This is a genomic window from Streptomyces xinghaiensis S187 (assembly GCF_000220705.2).
GTDB classification, from domain to species: Bacteria; Actinomycetota; Actinomycetes; order Streptomycetales; family Streptomycetaceae; genus Streptomyces; species Streptomyces xinghaiensis.
The window spans coordinates 5,758,692-5,773,988 of record NZ_CP023202.1 but is presented as its reverse complement, the minus strand read 5'-3'; the positions used below and the strand labels follow the sequence as shown (position 1 = coordinate 5,773,988).

The 15,297-nt window shown below is 71.6% G+C and carries 10 protein-coding genes; 8 read left to right on the top strand and 2 right to left on the bottom strand.

The window, feature by feature from the left end; translation table 11 throughout:
* Positions 1-124: 124 nt before the first annotated feature.
* Positions 125-1,462 carry a lytic transglycosylase domain-containing protein gene (locus tag SXIN_RS24615; protein ID WP_050930887.1) on the bottom strand — a complete coding sequence of 446 codons (1,338 nt, stop codon included), beginning with the start codon at positions 1,460-1,462 and terminating at the stop codon, positions 125-127.
* Between the two features lie 439 nt (positions 1,463-1,901).
* Between SXIN_RS24615 and SXIN_RS24610 the strand changes: the two genes are divergently transcribed.
* Positions 1,902-2,822 carry a DUF4184 family protein gene (locus SXIN_RS24610; RefSeq protein ID WP_095757542.1) on the top strand — a complete coding sequence of 307 codons (921 nt, stop codon included), beginning with the start codon at positions 1,902-1,904 and terminating at the stop codon, positions 2,820-2,822.
* 146 nt (positions 2,823-2,968) lie between these two features.
* Here the strand turns inward: SXIN_RS24610 and polA are convergent, their stop codons facing one another.
* Complete coding sequence (gene polA, locus SXIN_RS24605) at positions 2,969-5,701, bottom strand: DNA polymerase I (RefSeq protein WP_039821783.1); 2,733 nt, start codon at positions 5,699-5,701, stop codon at positions 2,969-2,971.
* Between the two features lie 199 nt (positions 5,702-5,900).
* Between polA and SXIN_RS24600 the strand changes: the two genes are divergently transcribed.
* The 7 genes from SXIN_RS24600 (at position 5,901) to SXIN_RS24570 (ending at position 15,288) form a co-directional block, all read left to right on the top strand.
* Entirely contained in the window at positions 5,901-8,243 is a 2,343-nt protein-coding gene (locus tag SXIN_RS24600) for an FdhF/YdeP family oxidoreductase (protein ID WP_019709537.1), read from the top strand.
* A gap of 101 nt (positions 8,244-8,344) precedes the next feature.
* On the top strand, positions 8,345-8,806 hold the full coding sequence (locus SXIN_RS24595) for a PaaI family thioesterase (protein WP_019709536.1): 462 nt from the start codon (positions 8,345-8,347) through the stop codon (positions 8,804-8,806).
* Positions 8,807-9,426: 620 nt separating this feature from the next.
* Positions 9,427-10,665, top strand: a complete 1,239-nt coding sequence (locus tag SXIN_RS24590; protein WP_039821781.1) for a branched-chain amino acid ABC transporter substrate-binding protein — start codon at positions 9,427-9,429, stop codon at positions 10,663-10,665.
* A 103-nt stretch (positions 10,666-10,768) separates the two neighbouring features.
* Complete coding sequence (locus SXIN_RS24585) at positions 10,769-11,698, top strand: branched-chain amino acid ABC transporter permease (protein WP_019709534.1); 930 nt, start codon at positions 10,769-10,771, stop codon at positions 11,696-11,698.
* Positions 11,699-11,703: 5 nt separating this feature from the next.
* Positions 11,704-13,590: a branched-chain amino acid ABC transporter permease gene (locus SXIN_RS24580; protein ID WP_095758179.1), complete on the top strand. Its 1,887-nt coding sequence runs from the start codon at positions 11,704-11,706 to the stop codon at positions 13,588-13,590.
* Positions 13,591-13,594: 4 nt separating this feature from the next.
* Entirely contained in the window at positions 13,595-14,575 is a 981-nt protein-coding gene (locus SXIN_RS24575) for an ABC transporter ATP-binding protein (RefSeq protein WP_019709532.1), read from the top strand.
* Positions 14,572-15,288, top strand: a complete 717-nt coding sequence (locus SXIN_RS24570; RefSeq protein ID WP_019709531.1) for an ABC transporter ATP-binding protein — start codon at positions 14,572-14,574, stop codon at positions 15,286-15,288. The genes SXIN_RS24575 and SXIN_RS24570 overlap by 4 nt, the downstream gene beginning before the upstream one ends.
* Positions 15,289-15,297: the final 9 nt, after the last annotated feature.

The window sequence follows — 15,297 nt, the reverse complement described above, 5'->3', positions numbered from 1 at the left end:
GCCCGGGGCCCGGGGAGGGTCGCGCGGACGGCCCGCGAAGGTTACGGACGGGCCCGGCCGCCGTAGGGGGCGGCCGGGCTCCGGGAGCGGCGCACGGCGCGGGGGCGGTGTCGCCCGCGCGGTCTCAGAAGGACGTCAGCCGGGCCAGCGCGGCGCCGAGGACCGAACCGGTCGAGGAACTCGGCTCCGGCTCGGGGGTCTTCTGCTCTCCGGCGTCCTCGTCGGCGCAGGGGTCGTCGCCGGGCTCGCCGCTGGGCGATGCCGAGGGCGACCCGCTGCCGCTGGGGGTGGGCGCCGGGCCGGCGGAGCCCGAGCTTTCGCTCGGTGAGGGGGAGGCCGACTCGGTGGGGCACTCGGCGGGCGGCGTGCTCTCCTCGTCCTCCGGTTCGGACTCCGAGGGGGACGCGGACGGGGACGAGCTCGCGGAGGAGGAAGGGCTCCCTCCGGGGCTGATGGTTCCGCCGGCGGTGGCGGTGGGCGAGCCGGGCCGGGTCGGCGTGCCGGTTTCGCCGTCCTTGCCGTCGGAGCCCTTGCCCGGGTCCTTCTGCTCGTTCTCCGAGCCGTTGTCCTTGCCGTCACCGCGACCGGAGTCGTCCTTCTGCGAACCGCCCCCGCCGCCGGAGCCGCCGGTTCCGCCGCTGTCCGAGGCGCCGGCGCCGGGGGTGCGGGGCAGGACACCGGTGCCGTCGGGCACCTCGTGCGTGCCCTTGCGGTAGAACTCCAGCCAGGACAGGACCGTGCGCAGATACTCCCGCGAGCGGTTGTAGCCGAGGATGGCGGCCTCGAGATCGGCCGGCTCCGACAGATCGCGGTTGCCGGCGCAGAGGTAGCGCCCGGCGGCGAGCGCCGCGTCGTAGATGTTGTTGGGGTCCTTCGCGCCGTCGCCGTTGCCGTCGGCGCCCCAGCGCATCCAGGTCCCCGGGATGAACTGCATCGGGCCGACGGCCCGGTCGTGCACGGTGTCGTTGTCGTACGTGCCGCCGTCGGTGTCCGAGATGTTGGCGAAGCCGTTGCCGTTGAGCTGCGGGCCGAGGATGGGCTTGAGGGTGGTGCCCTCGGCGTCCACGGCTCCGCCACGGGCCTGTCCGGACTCCACCTTGCCGATCGCGGCGAGCAGTTCCCAGGGAAGGTTGCAGCCCGGGTTGGTGTCGGCGAGCGACGCCTCGGCCCTCTTGTACGCGGCGAGGACGGTGGCCGGTATGCCGGAGTCCGGGTCCCCGGCTCCCGGCAGGTCTATGGAGGCGCCGGGCTTGTCCGGGGTCTGCAGCGGCGGCAGTTCCGTGTGGTACGGCGATCCGCCGTCGATGGGGTGGTCGTCGGAAGGCGCACCGGCGGGCACGTCGGGGTCCTTGAACGGCAGGGTTCCCGGGGCCTGGGAGGCGGTCAGCGCCGCCATCGCCACTGCCGCGATGGCTGTCGAGGCCGCTCCTCTGCGAAGCCGTCGGCCGATGTGCGCTGCCATGCTGCGTCCCTCCCCTGGACCCCGGGCGGAATCGCCGCCCCTCCGACACCACTCGCGCCGTGCGCCGTCGGACAGCCTTCTCTGATGACGGTCTTCCCGGCAACTGCCGCGACACTACGGCAACTTCTGGCCCGAGGTCACCGTCTCCCGGGCATGTTTCACCACATTCGCACCATCGGGCCGCGCAGAGGCGGACCGCCCGGCTCCGCGGCACTGTCCGGCGTCCCCGGGCCGGACACGCCCGGGAGCGGCCGATGGCCGCGAGTGCCGGGCGCGGCCCCCTCGTGGTCCGTTCCGCGGCCTGTCGTGGCGGTGCCGTGCTCGCGCCGGACGGGCGCCGCCCCGCGGAGGTGACCCGGCTCTCCCCGGGCGGCGCGAACCCCGGGGTGCGGCCCGGCGTCTGTACTCTCCGGACGTTCCGTACCGATCAAGGGGGAGCATGCCGTTCACACTCAGCCATGCGGCGGCCGTACTGCCGGTGATCCGGCGTACCGGGCGGGCGCGCGGGCCGCTGGTGGCGTCGGCCCTGGTCGCAGGTTCGTTCGCACCGGACCTGACGTACTTCGCGGACTCCGTGCTGCCCGGCGCCATGGCCTTCGGCGAGGTCACCCACTCCCCGCTCGGGGTACTGACCGTGGACGTCCTCCTCGGCGCGCTGCTGGCCGGCTGCTGGCTGGTCCTGCGCGATCCGCTGGTGGGACTGGTCGCGCCGGCCTGGCGGGGGCGGGTGTACGGGCTGGTGCGCGGACGGCCGTGGCGCGGCCGGCCGGTGCTGCCGCAGGCCCTGTGGTTCTGGGTGTCGGCGGCGCTCGGCGCCACCACGCACGTGGTGTGGGACGCGTTCACGCACGCCGACCGCTGGGGTGTGCGGCTGCTGCCGGTGCTCGGCGAGGTGACGGCGGGCTTCCCGCTCTACTACTACGCGCAGTACGGGGGTTCGGCTCTGGCGCTGGCCGGTACGGCGGCGTTCCTGGTGTCGGCGGTACGGCGAGCGCCGGACGTGGCGCTGCCGGTGTCCGTGCCGCGTCCGGGGGCACTCGGGCGGCTGGTGGTCGTGGTGCTGCTCGCGCTGTGCGCCTCGGCGGGTGCGGTGCACCGCTGTCTGCGCATGAACGCCGCCACCGGCTGGGACTACACCCTCGTCAACTACACGCCCGCGGCCATGTTCGGCGCGGGGGCGGGCCTGGCGGCCGGCCTCGTGGTCTACACGGTGACGGTCCGGACGCGCCGGTGGTGGCGGCCGGCCGGTGAGCCGCCGCGGACGGGAGCCGGGGACGGCCCGCGCGAGGCCGCCGCCGTGCCGGCCGGCAGGGCCGAGGGCGGGACGGCCGGGGGGACGGACCGCGGACGCCCGCGCTGAGGCCACCTGGGGCACGACCGGTGAGGGCGCCCAGGGCTCCCGGGCACAGCGGACTCCGGGCCCGGCCGGGCACCGGGCGGCACAGCCGCCGCCCGGCGCGGTCCCCGCCGGGACCGCCCGGGAAACGGCGGCTCCGGTCCCGGCCGTCAGTGGGCGGCCGACTCCCAGTCCGCGCCGAAGCCGACGGCCACGTCCAGCGGCGCCCGCAGGTCGGCGGCCCCGGCCATCTCGCGGCGGACCAGTTCCTCCACCGGGCCGCGCTCGCCGTGCGCCACCTCCAGCACGATTTCGTCGTGCACCTGGAGCAGCATCCGGGATTCCAGCTTCTGCTCCGCCAGCGCCCGGTCGACCCGCAGCATCGCGATCTTCACGATGTCGGCGGCGGTCCCCTGGATGGGGGCGTTGAGCGCCATCCGCTCGGCGGCCTCCCGGCGCTGCCGGTTGTCGCTGTTGAGGTCGGGCAGATAGCGGCGGCGGCCGAGGATCGTCGAGGTGTAGCCGCTGGCCCTGGCCTCCTCCACCACCCTGTGAAGGTAGTCCCGGACCCCGCCGAAGCGCTCGAAGTAGGTGTCCATCAGCCGCCGGGCCTCGGCCGCCTCGATGCCGAGCTGCTGGGACAGCCCGAACGCGGAGAGACCGTAGGCGAGCCCGTAGGACATGGCCTTGATCTTGCGCCGCATCTCCGGGTCGACGCTGCTCCGGCTGACGCCGAAGACCTGGGAGGCGACGGTGGAGTGCAGGTCCTCGCCGGAGGTGAACGCCTCGATCAGGCCCTCGTCCTCCGAGAGGTGGGCCATCACCCGCAGCTCGATCTGGCTGTAGTCGGCGGTCAGCAGGGACTCGTAGCCCTCGCCGACGACGAAGCCGCGGCGGATGGCGCGGCCCTCGTCCGTGCGGACCGGGATGTTCTGCAGATTGGGGTCGGTGGAGGAGAGCCGGCCCGTGGCGGCCACCGTCTGGTTGAAGGAGGTGTGGATGCGCCCGTCGGGCGCGATCGTCTTGATCAGCCCCTCGACCGTGGACCGCAGCCGGGCCTGCTCCCGGTGGCGCAGCATGATCACGGGAAGTTCGTGGTCGGTCTGCTGAGCCAGCCAGGCCAGGGCGTCGGCGTCGGTGGTGTAGCCGGTCTTCGTCTTCTTCGTCTTCGGCAGGCCCAGTTCGCCGAAGAACACCTCCTGGAGCTGCTTCGGGGAGCCGAGGTTGAACTCGTGGCCCACCGCGTCGTGCGCCTCGCGGACCGCCTGCTGCACGGCGGCGGCGAACTGCTGCTCCATGCGGTCCAGCCAGCCGCGGTCCGCTGCGATACCGGCCCGCTCCATCCGGGCCAGCAGCTCCGAGGTCGGCAGATCCACCTCGCGCAGCAGATCGGCGGCGCCGGCCTCCGCGAGCCGCTCCCCCAGGACCCCGCCGAGGTCCAGCACGGTACGGGCCTCGGCCATGAGGGCGTTCCGCTCGGCGTCCTCGTCGGCGCCGAAGGCCAGCTGCCCGCCGCCGGCCTCGGCCGGGGCCAGCTCGCGGCCCAGGTACTCCAGGGAGAGGGCGTCCAGGTCGAAGGTGCGGCGGCCGGGCTTGACGAGATACGCGGCGAGGGCCGTGTCCATGGTGATCCCGGCGACCGTCCAGCCGTGCTCGGCGAAGACCCGCATGGTCTCCTTCGCCTTGTGCACCACCTTCGGCCGGGCGGCATCGGCCGTCCAGGCCGCGAAGGCCCGCTCGTCGGCCTCGTCGAGCTGGGTGGGGTCGAACCAGACGGCCTCCCCGGAGGCGACGGCCAGAGCGATCTCGGTACAGCTGCCGCTGCCCAGCGACCAGCTGCCGACCGAGGCCAGCCCCAGGGGCTGCCCGCCGTGCGCCTCCAGCCAGGGGGCGAGTTCGCCGGCGCCCAGCACCTCGCCGTCCACCTCGACGCCGGCCGCCGGGGCCGGCTCCTCCTCCTGCGCCCCCGGATCCACGGCCAGCAGCCGCTCCCGCAGACTCGGGTTGCGGATCTCCAGCGAATCCAGCAGCACCGCCATGGACTTGCGGTCGTACGGCTCCCGGCACAACCCGTCCGGGCCCGTCGGCAGCGCCACATCCTTTATCAGACCGGTCAGGCGGTGGTTGAGTTTGACCGCGTCGAGATGCTCGCGGAGGTTCTGCCCCGCCTTGCCCTTGACCTCCTCGGCCCGCGCCACCAGCTCGTCGAACGACCCGAACTGGTTGATCCACTTCGCGGCGGTCTTCTCCCCGACGCCCGGGATACCGGGGAGGTTGTCCGACGGGTCGCCCCGCAGGGCCGCGAAGTCCGGGTACTGGGCCGGGGACAGGCCGTACTTCTCCCGCACCTTCTCCGGGGTGAAGCGGGTCAGCTCCGAGACGCCCTTCGTCGGGTAGAGCACCGTGACGTGCTCGCTGACCAGCTGGAAGGAATCGCGGTCACCGGTGACGATCAGCACCTCGAACCCCGCGGCCTCCGCCTGGGTGGCGAGCGTGGCGATGACGTCGTCCGCCTCGTAGCCCTCCACCGCGAAGCGGGTGACCCGCATCGTGTCGAGCAGTTCGCCGATCAGCTCCACCTGGCCCTTGAACTCGTCCGGCGACTTGGAACGGTTCGCCTTGTACTCCGCGAACTCCTCCGAGCGCCACGTCTTGCGGGACACGTCGAACGCGACGGCCAGATGCGTCGGCCGCTCGTCACGGAGCGTGTTCGCCAGCATCGAGGCGAAGCCGTAGATCGCGTTCGTCGGCTGCCCCATGCTCGTCGTGAAGTTCTCCGCGGGCAGCGCGAAGAACGCGCGGTACGCCAGGGAGTGCCCGTCCATGAGCATCAGTCGGGGCCGGCCGTCCCCCTGCCCTGGAGAAGCGGTCGCTGCGGTCTTCTTCGATGCTGTCTTCGCCACGCCCACGATCCTGCCAGACCCCACCGACACTGCCCGCCCCGCCGACACCCCCTCCGCCCCCCGGCGGCCCGGCGCCCCACCCGCGCACCACCGCGCCACGAGGGCCCGTGCCGCCCTGCGGCACCGGATCCCCCGCCGGCGACCCGTGGGAGGATCGGCCCCACGCATCCGCCGCCCGCAGGAGCCCGAGGGAGAAGCCATGGCAGGCAAGCCGCCCGCAAGCGACCCGGTCCAGGACGCGCCGGAGGTCGGGCCCCCGCCCCGCGCCGTCGCCGGGCTGCCCGCCGTCGGCCACACCCTGCGCATGGCCGGACGGCAGATGGGCGTCCGCCGCACCGCCCTCACCCTCCTCAGGGTCAACCAGAAGGACGGCTTCGACTGCCCCGGCTGCGCCTGGCCCGAGGGCGACAAGCGGCACGCCGCCGAGTTCTGCGAGAACGGCGCCAAGGCCGTCGCCGAGGAGGCGACACTGCGCCGCGTCACCCCCGACTTCTTCGCCGCCCACCCCGTCGCCGCCCTCGCCGGCCGCAGCGGCTACTGGCTCGGCCAGCAGGGCAGGATCACCCAGCCGATGTACCTCCCCGAGGGCGCCACCCACTACCAACCGGTGCCCTGGGAGCGCGCGTTCGACATCATCGCCGAGGAACTGCGCGCCCTGGAATCCCCCGACGAAGCCGTCTTCTACACCTCCGGCCGCACCGGTAACGAAGCGGCGTTCCTCTACCAGCTCTTCGCCCGCGAGTTCGGCACCAACAACCTGCCCGACTGCTCCAACCTCTGCCACGAGTCCTCGGGCTCCGCGCTCACCGAGACCCTCGGCGTCGGCAAGGGCAGCGTCCTCCTCGACGACCTCGACCGGGCCGACCTCATCATCGTCGCCGGCCAGAACCCGGGCACCAACCACCCGCGCATGCTCACCGCCCTGGAACGGGCCAAGGCCGCCGGGGCCCGCATCATCACGGTCAACCCGCTGCCCGAGGCCGGCATGGAGCGGTTCAGGAACCCGCAGACCGCCCGCGGCCTCACCGGCCGAGGCACCCCCCTCACCGACCTCTTCCTGCAGATCCGGATCGGCGGCGACCAGGCCCTCTTCCGCGCCCTCAACCGGCTCCTCCTCGAAGCGGCCGGCGAACCGGCCGCCTCACCCGGCGGCCCCCCGCCCGTCGACGAAGCCTTCATCCGCGAACACACCCACGGTTTCGAGGAGTTCGCCGCCGCCGCCCGCTCCGCCGACTGGGACGAGATCCTGCGCGCCACCGGCCTGGACCGCGCCGGCATCGACGCCGCGCTGCGGATGGTCCTCGGCGCCCGCAGCATCATCGTCTGCTGGGCCATGGGCCTCACCCAGCACAAACACTCCGTCCCCACCATCCGGGAGATCGTCAACTTCCTGCTGCTCCGCGGCAACATCGGCCGCCCCGGCGCCGGCGTCTGCCCCGTCCGCGGCCACAGCAACGTGCAGGGCGACCGCACCATGGGCATCTTCGAACGCCCCGCCCCCGCCTTCCTCGACGCCCTGGAGAAGGAGTTCGGCTTCGCGCCCCCGCGCCACCACGGCTACGACGTCGTCCGCGCCATCCGCGCCCTGCGCGACGGCACCGCGAAGGTCTTCTTCGCCATGGGCGGCAACTTCGTCTCCGCCTCCCCCGACACCGGCGTCACCGAAGCCGCGATGCGCCGCGCCCGGCTCACCGTCCACGTCTCCACCAAGCTCAACCGTTCCCACGTGGTCACCGGCGCCCGCGCCCTGATCCTCCCCACCCTCGGCCGCACCGAACGCGACATCCAGGCGGGCGGCGAACAGTTCGTCACCGTCGAGGACTCCATGGGCATGGTGCACGCCTCCCGCGGCCGCCTCGAACCGGCGAGCCCCCACCTGCTCTCCGAGACCGCCATCGTCTGCCGCCTCGCCCGCCGCGTCCTCGGCTCCGCCAGCCGCGTCCCCTGGGAGCGGTTCGAACAGGACTACCGGCTCATCCGCGAGCGGATCTCCCGCGTCGTCCCCGGCTTCGACGACTTCGAAGCCAAGGTCTCCCGGCCCGGCGGCTTCACCCTGCCGCACGCCCCCCGCGACGACCGCCGCTTCCCCACCGCCACCGGCAGGGCCAACTTCACCGCCGCGCCCCTGGCACACCCCCGCGTGCCCGAGGGCCGCCTCCTGCTGCAGACCCTCCGCTCCCACGACCAGTACAACACCACCATCTACGGGCTCGACGACCGCTACCGCGGCATCAAGGGCGGCCGCCGCGTCGTCCTCGTCCACCCCGAGGACGCCCGCGCCCTCGGCTTCCCCGACGGCTCCTACGCCGACCTCGTCGGCGAATGGACCGACGGCGCCGAACGCCGCGCCCCCGGCTTCCGCGTGGTGCACTACCCCACCGCCCGCGGCTGCGCCGCCGCCTACTACCCCGAGACCAACGTCCTCGTCCCCCTCGACGCCACCGCCGACACCAGCAACACCCCCGCCAGCAAGTCCGTCGTCATCCGGCTCGAACCCACCCCGCCGGCCGGAGAACGGGACGGCGTCCCGGCCGCCCCGTGATCCCCGGCACAGCGCCCGCCGGGCAGTCCTGATAGGACGGTGCACACCACACCGGCGGGACGCCCCCGCCGGGTCCCCCGCGAGAACCGGAGCCGCGCCCCATGGGTGAGCAGAGCAAGATCATCTTCCCCCAGGAGGTCCTGGACGAGTACGCCGGCCTCGGCATCGACCTCACCACCCTGTTCTCCGCCGGGCACCTCGGCGCGCGCATGGGCCTGGAGGTCCTGGAAGCCTCCGCCGAGCGGGTCGTCGGCACCCTCCCCGTCGAGGGCAACACCCAGCCCTACGGCCTGCTGCACGGCGGCGCCTCCGCCGTCCTCGCCGAGACCCTCGGCTCCGTCGGCGCCATGCTCCACGGCGGCACCGGCAAGCTGGCCGTCGGCGTCGACCTGAACTGCACGCACCACCGGGGCGTGCGCTCCGGCCTCGTCACCGGGGTCGCCACCCCCGTCCACCGCGGCCGCACCACCGCGACCTACGAGACCGTCATCACCGACGAGGACGGCCGGAGGGTCTGCAGCGCACGGCTCACCTGCCTGCTCAAGGACGCCCCCGCCAGCTGACGCCGCACGCCGGTGCCCCGGCCCCTCCGCCGGGGCGCCGGCACCCGGCACCGCACACCCCGCCGCGGCGGGTGTCCGGCTCCCGGCCCCGGCCCCGGCTCCGGCCGTCCCGCACCCCGCGCCCCCGGCGACGGCCGCTCCCCGCGCAGCGGACTCCCGGCCCCCACGCACCGTGTCCGAAACGTCCGGTCCGCTCACACCGTCGTAACACAGCGTGATATTCGTGCCCGACGGTTTCCCTCCGGACCCGCCCGCACCCCCACCCCGCCGGCCCCTCCCCCGGCGGCGCGCACGATATGCGGACCCCACCCCGGCACCCCGCCGCCCCACCCCACGGCCGAACTGCGGAATCACCCCCTCCGGGCCGTCCGCTGCCCGAGCGGTCCCCCACCGGCAGCCCCCACGCCCCCCGCACCGGCCCCCGAAGACACACCGGGCATAACAAGAGCGTCACATCCTCTCCCGCCCTCTGCCGGGCCGTAGCTCATCCCCATATATTCACCGCCAGTTACCGCGCCGCCGGGTGCGACACCGCAATGCCCACCAAGCGCACTGCCCCCGCCCGGCAACGCACACGGCCCACTCAGGCGAGAAGGCCGCGCCAGGGGAAAGGACAGAACGTGCGTCAACGTTCCTTGCTCATCATCACCACCGCGGTCACCGCGGGGGCACTCACACTCACGGCCTGCGGTTCGCGCGACGACAGCGCGGGAGGCGGAGACGGCGGCAACACCACCGTCGTGATCGGCGTCGACGCCCCGCTCTCCGGCAAGCTCTCCGCCCTCGGCCAGGGCATCAAGAACTCCGCCGAACTGGCCATCAAGACCGCCAACAAGAACAAGGAAGTCGACGGCGTCACCTTCAAGATGCTGGCGCTCGACGATGTCGCCCAGCCCGGCACCGGCCAGCAGAACGCCAACCGCGTCATCGACAACAAGCAGGCCATCGCCGCCATCGGCCCGCTGAACTCCAACGTCGCCCCGCCGATGCAGAAGGCGTTCGACAACGCCGACATGGCGCTCATATCCCCCGCCAACACCGCCCCCGAGCTCACCCAGGGCAAGGACTGGCGCAGCGGCAAGAAGGTCCGCCCCTTCAAGACCTACTTCCGCACGTCCACCACGGACGCCATCCAGGGCCCCTACGCCGCCCAGTACATGTACGAGGAGAAGAAGCTCAAGAAGGTCTTCGTCATCGACGACAAGAAGACCTACGGAGCCGGCCTCGCGGGCACCTTCAAGGACGAGTTCGTCAAGCTCGGCGGCAAGGTCGTCGGCACCGACCACGTCAACCCCGAGGACACCGACTTCTCCGCCATCGCCACCAAGGTCAGCAACTCCGACGCCGACTTCGTCTACTACGGCGGCGAGTACCCGGCCGGCGCCCCCCTCTCCGACCAGATCAAGAAGGCCGGAGCCAAGATCCCCGTCGTCGGCGGCGACGCCCTCTACAGCGGCGAGTACATCAAGCTCGCCAAGAAGAACGCCGAAGGCGACTTCGCCAGCTCCGTCGGCGCCCCCCTCGAAACCCTCGACACCGCCAAGTCCTTCATGAAGGACTACGAGGCCGCCGGCTACGACCTGCCCTACGAGGCCTACGGCGGCTACGCCTACGACAGCGTCTGGGCGATCATCCAGGCCGTCAAGGCCGTCGCCGAGAACAACGACGGCAAGCTCCCCGAGGACATGGACAAGGCCCGCAGCGAAGTCGTCAAGGCCGTCCACGACGTCTCCTTCGAAGGCGTCAGCGGCGCCGTCGCCTTCGACGAATACGGCGACACCACCAACAAGCAGCTCTCCCTCTACGAGGTCAAGGACGGCGAGCACACCGTCGTCAAGACCGGCGAGTACCAGGACTGACCCAGGGCACACCCGCCCGCCCGACGCTTCACCGCAGCTGCGCGGGGGCGCCACCAGCGCCCCCGCGCAGCCGTATCCACCACCCATACTCGGAGGCCCAGCGGTGCACGACCTGCCGCAGCAGCTTGCCAACGGCCTGATCCTCGGTGCGATGTACGGCTTGATCGCCATCGGGTACACCATGGTCTACGGCATAGTCCAGCTCATCAACTTCGCCCACGGCGAGATCTTCATGATCGGCGGATTCGGAGCCCTCACCGCCTGGCTCCTCCTCCCCGACGGCACCTCCATCGCCCTGGCCCTGCCGCTCATGCTCCTCATGGGCATGATGGCCTCCGTCCTCGTCGGAGTGGGGGCGGAACGGTTCGCCTACCGCCCGCTGCGCGGCGGCCCCCGCCTGGCACCCCTCATCACCGCCATCGGCCTCTCCATCGCCCTCCAGCAGGCGATCTGGGCCTTCTACCCCGACGCCAAGAAGGCCCGCCCCTTCCCCCAGATCGGCGGCGGCCCCATCGACCTCGGGCCCTTCTCCGTCCAGCGCGGCGAACTCTTCCTCATCGCCGCAGCCCCCATCTGCATGATCACCCTGGCGCTCTTCGTCGCCAAGTCCCGCACCGGCCGCGCCATGCAGGCCACCTCGCAGGACCCCGACACCGCCAAGCTCATGGGCATCAACACCGACCGCATCATCGTCACCGCCTTCGCCATCGGCGCCGCCTTCGCCGCCATCGCCGCCATCGCCCACGGCCTCAAATACGGCCAGGTCGAATTCAAGATGGGCTTCATCGCCGGACTCAAAGCCTTCACCGCCGCCGTCCTCGGCGGCATCGGCAACATCTACGGCGCCATGATCGGCGGACTCGTCCTCGGCCTCTCCGAAGCCATGGCCACCGCCTACATCGAATTCATCCCCGGCATGGAACTCTTCGGCGGCGGCGCCTGGAAGGACGTATGGGCCTTCGTCCTCCTCATCCTCGTCCTGCTGCTACGGCCACAAGGCCTACTCGGCGAACGCGTCGCGGATCGGGCGTGATCACCATGACCACAACGCAGACCACCCCCGAGACCACCGCCCCGGGCGTCCTCACCCTCCCCGCCGGCGCCGCCCGCATCGGCACCGCCGCCGGAGCCGCCCTCACCCTCGCGAGCACCTTCCTCGCCTGGACCTGGACCTCCGCCTTCCCCGGCAACCTCACCGTCACCGGCTACCCCGGCGGCCTCCAGGTCCTCACCCTCACCGGCTCCCTCCTCACCCTCCTCTTCCTCCTCTCCGGACACGGCATCCGCGGCCTCCGCTGGCTCACCCCCGGCGGCACCAACAGCCCCGTCCTCCTCCTCGCCCTCGGCACCCTCGCCACCACCTGGTACGCCGTCGCCGCCATCACCACCACCCTCGGCGGCCTCGTCAACCTGGAACCCGGCGCCTGGATCGCCGCCCTCGCCTCTCTCCTCACCGCCACAGCCGCCCTCGGCCTCCCCGCCGACACCCCCGCCGGCCCCGGCCAGCCCACCGGAACCCCCCTCCAGCGGCTCCGCCACGCCATGAAGGCACCCGCACCCGGCCGCGCCAAGGACCTCCCCTCCTGGGCCGAGATCCTCCTCATCGCCGCCGCCTTCGCGGTCCTCCTCTACGTCTTCACCTACGGCATCGCCACCGAATACGGCGAACTCTTCGTCGGCTTCCTGCTCCTCACCGGCCTCGCCGTACCCGCCCTCTCCAAAGCCGGACTCATCCGGCGGGTCAGCCGCCTCACCGCCCGGCACCGCAACATCTCCATCGCCTCCGCCTTCGTCGCCGCCGCCGCGTTCCCCTTCCTCCAGAGCGACAACCAGTTCACCTCCATCGCCGCGAACATCCTCATCTTCGCGACCGTCGCCCTCGGACTGAACGTCGTCGTCGGCCTCGCCGGCCTCCTCGACCTCGGCTACGTCGCCTTCCTCGGCGTCGGCGCCTACACCGCCGCCCTCGTCTCCGGCTCCCCCTTCTCCAGCATCGGCGTCCAATTCCCCTTCTGGGCCGCCGTCCTCACCGGAGCCCTCGTCTCCCTCGTCTTCGGCGTCCTCATCGGCGCCCCCACCCTGCGCCTCCGCGGCGACTACCTCGCCATCGTCACCCTCGGCTTCGGCGAGATCTTCCGCATCGGCATGCAGAACCTCGACGGCATCTCCGGACCCGCCATCACCAACGGCTCCACCGGCATCCCCCAGATCCCCGACCTCGAAATCCTCGGATTCAACTTCGGTGAGTCCCACAGCTTCCTCGGCTTCGACTTCACCCGGTCGGCCAACTACTTCTGGCTGATGCTGTTCTTCACCGTCATCGTCGTCTCCGTCTTCCGGCGCTCCGACTCCTCCCGGATCGGCCGCGCCTGGGTCGCCATCCGCGAAGACGAAACCGCCGCCCGCGCCATGGGCATCAACGCCTTCCGGTTCAAGCTCATCGCCTTCGCCCTCGGCGCCACCCTCGCCGGACTCGCCGGCACCGTCCAGGCACACGCCGTCTCCTCCATCGACCCCGAACAGTACAAATTCGTCGAAGCCGTACCACCCAACTCCGCCTTCCTCCTCGCCGCCGTCATCCTCGGCGGCATGGGAACCGTCGGCGGACCCCTCATCGGCGCCGCGCTCCTCTTCCTCATCCCGGCGAAACTCCAGTTCATCGGCGAATACCAGCTCCTCTTCTTCGGCCTCGCACTCGTCCTCCTCATGCGCTTCCGCCCCGAGGGCCTCGTCGCCGACCGCAGAAAACAACTGGAATTCCACGAGACCGGACAACTCGACGTGCCCGACACGACGACACTCGCCGACACCAACGGAAACGGAAACGGCGGCACCGGCACCCCGGGCGACACCGGCACGGGAAACAGCAACGGCAACGACACCCCACCCGGCGGCACCGCCGGCCTCGGCAAGGCGGAGGCCTGACGACATGACCACCGACACCACCACACCCGCCGCCCCCACCCCCGGCGCGGCCCCCACCACCCCCGTACTCGAAGCCACCGGCGTCACCATGCGCTTCGGCGGCCTCACCGCCGTCGACAACGTCGCCCTCACCGTCAACAGCGGCGAAATCGTCGGCCTCATCGGCCCCAACGGCGCCGGCAAAACCACCTTCTTCAACTGCCTCACCGGCCTCTACATCCCCACCGAGGGAACCGTGTCCTACAAGGGCACCGTCCTCCCCCACCGCTCCCACCTCGTCACCCAGGCCGGCATCGCCCGCACCTTCCAGAACATCCGCCTCTTCCCCAACATGACCGTCCTGGAGAACGTCCTCGTCGGCCGCCACACCCGCACCAAAGAAGGACTCTTCTCCGCCCTCATCCGCGGCCCCCGCTTCAAAAAAGCCGAACGCGAATCCGAAGCACGGGCCATGGAACTCCTCGAATTCACCGGCCTCGCCGCCAAACGCGACCACCTCGCCCGCAACCTCCCCTACGGCGAACAACGCAAGCTCGAAATCGCCCGCGCCCTCGCCAGCGACCCCGGACTCCTCCTCCTCGACGAACCCACCGCCGGCATGAACCCCCAAGAGACGATGGCCACCCAGGAACTCGTCTTCGCCGTCCGCGACCAGGGCATCGCCGTCCTCGTCATCGAGCACGACATGCGGTTCATCTTCAACCTCTGCGACCGCGTCGCCGTCCTCGTCCAAGGCAGGAAACTCGTCGAAGGCACCCCCTCCGTCGTCCAGAGCGACGAACGCGTCGTCGCCGCCTACCTCGGCACCCCCTACGAAGACGCCCCCGGCGCCGAAGAAGCCGCCGAAGTCGCCGCAGCCGAAGCACACGCCGGACACACCCCCACCACCGCAGCGGACACCCCGCAGACGGACACCGACACACCGGGAACCGGCACCACCGGCACCACGGACGGAGCCGGCACCAAGGGAGAAGAACAGGCATGACCCCACTGCTCGAAGTCGAGGACCTGCGGGTCGCCTACGGCAAGATCGAAGCCGTCAAAGGAATCTCCTTCAGCGTCGAGGCCGGCCAGATCGTCACCCTCATCGGCACCAACGGCGCCGGCAAAACCACGACGCTGCGCACCCTCTCCGGCCTGATCAAACCCCTCAGCGGCAAGATCATGTTCGACGGCAGGCCCCTCAACGGCATCCCCGCCCACAAAATCGTCGAACTCGGACTCGCCCACTCCCCCGAGGGACGCCACATCTTCCCCCGGCTCACCATCGCGGAAAACCTCCAACTCGGAGCCTTCCTCCGCCGCGACCCCGCCGGCATCGCCAAGGACATCGAACGCGCCTACGAGCGCTTCCCCATCCTCGGCGAACGCCGCAAACAACCCGCCGGCACCCTCTCCGGCGGCGAACAGCAAATGCTCGCCATGGGCCGCGCCCTCATGTCCCAGCCCAAACTGCTCATGCTGGACGAACCCTCCATGGGCCTCTCCCCCATCATGATGCAGAAGATCATGGAAACCATCAGCGAACTCAAAGCCCAGGGCACCACCATCCTGCTCGTCGAACAGAACGCCCAGGCCGCCCTCTCCCTCGCCGACCACGGCCACGTCATGGAAATCGGCAAGATCGTCCTCTCCGGCACCGGACAGGACCTCCTCGTCGACGAATCCGTCCGCAAGGCCTACCTCGGCGAGGACTGAACCCGCAGA

What these genes read in the sequence shown, in the direction of transcription:
- SXIN_RS24615 (WP_050930887.1), bottom strand. Translation starts at nt 1,462, where the DNA reads ATGGCAGCGCACATCGGCCGACGGCTTCGCAGAGGAGCGGCCTCGACA.
- SXIN_RS24610 (WP_095757542.1), top strand. Translation starts at nt 1,902, where the DNA reads ATGCCGTTCACACTCAGCCATGCGGCGGCCGTACTGCCGGTGATCCGG.
- SXIN_RS24600 (WP_019709537.1), top strand. Translation starts at nt 5,901, where the DNA reads ATGGCAGGCAAGCCGCCCGCAAGCGACCCGGTCCAGGACGCGCCGGAG.
- SXIN_RS24595 (WP_019709536.1), top strand. Translation starts at nt 8,345, where the DNA reads ATGGGTGAGCAGAGCAAGATCATCTTCCCCCAGGAGGTCCTGGACGAG.
- SXIN_RS24580 (WP_095758179.1), top strand. Translation starts at nt 11,704, where the DNA reads ATGACCACAACGCAGACCACCCCCGAGACCACCGCCCCGGGCGTCCTC.
- SXIN_RS24575 (WP_019709532.1), top strand. Translation starts at nt 13,595, where the DNA reads ATGACCACCGACACCACCACACCCGCCGCCCCCACCCCCGGCGCGGCC.
- SXIN_RS24570 (WP_019709531.1), top strand. Translation starts at nt 14,572, where the DNA reads ATGACCCCACTGCTCGAAGTCGAGGACCTGCGGGTCGCCTACGGCAAG.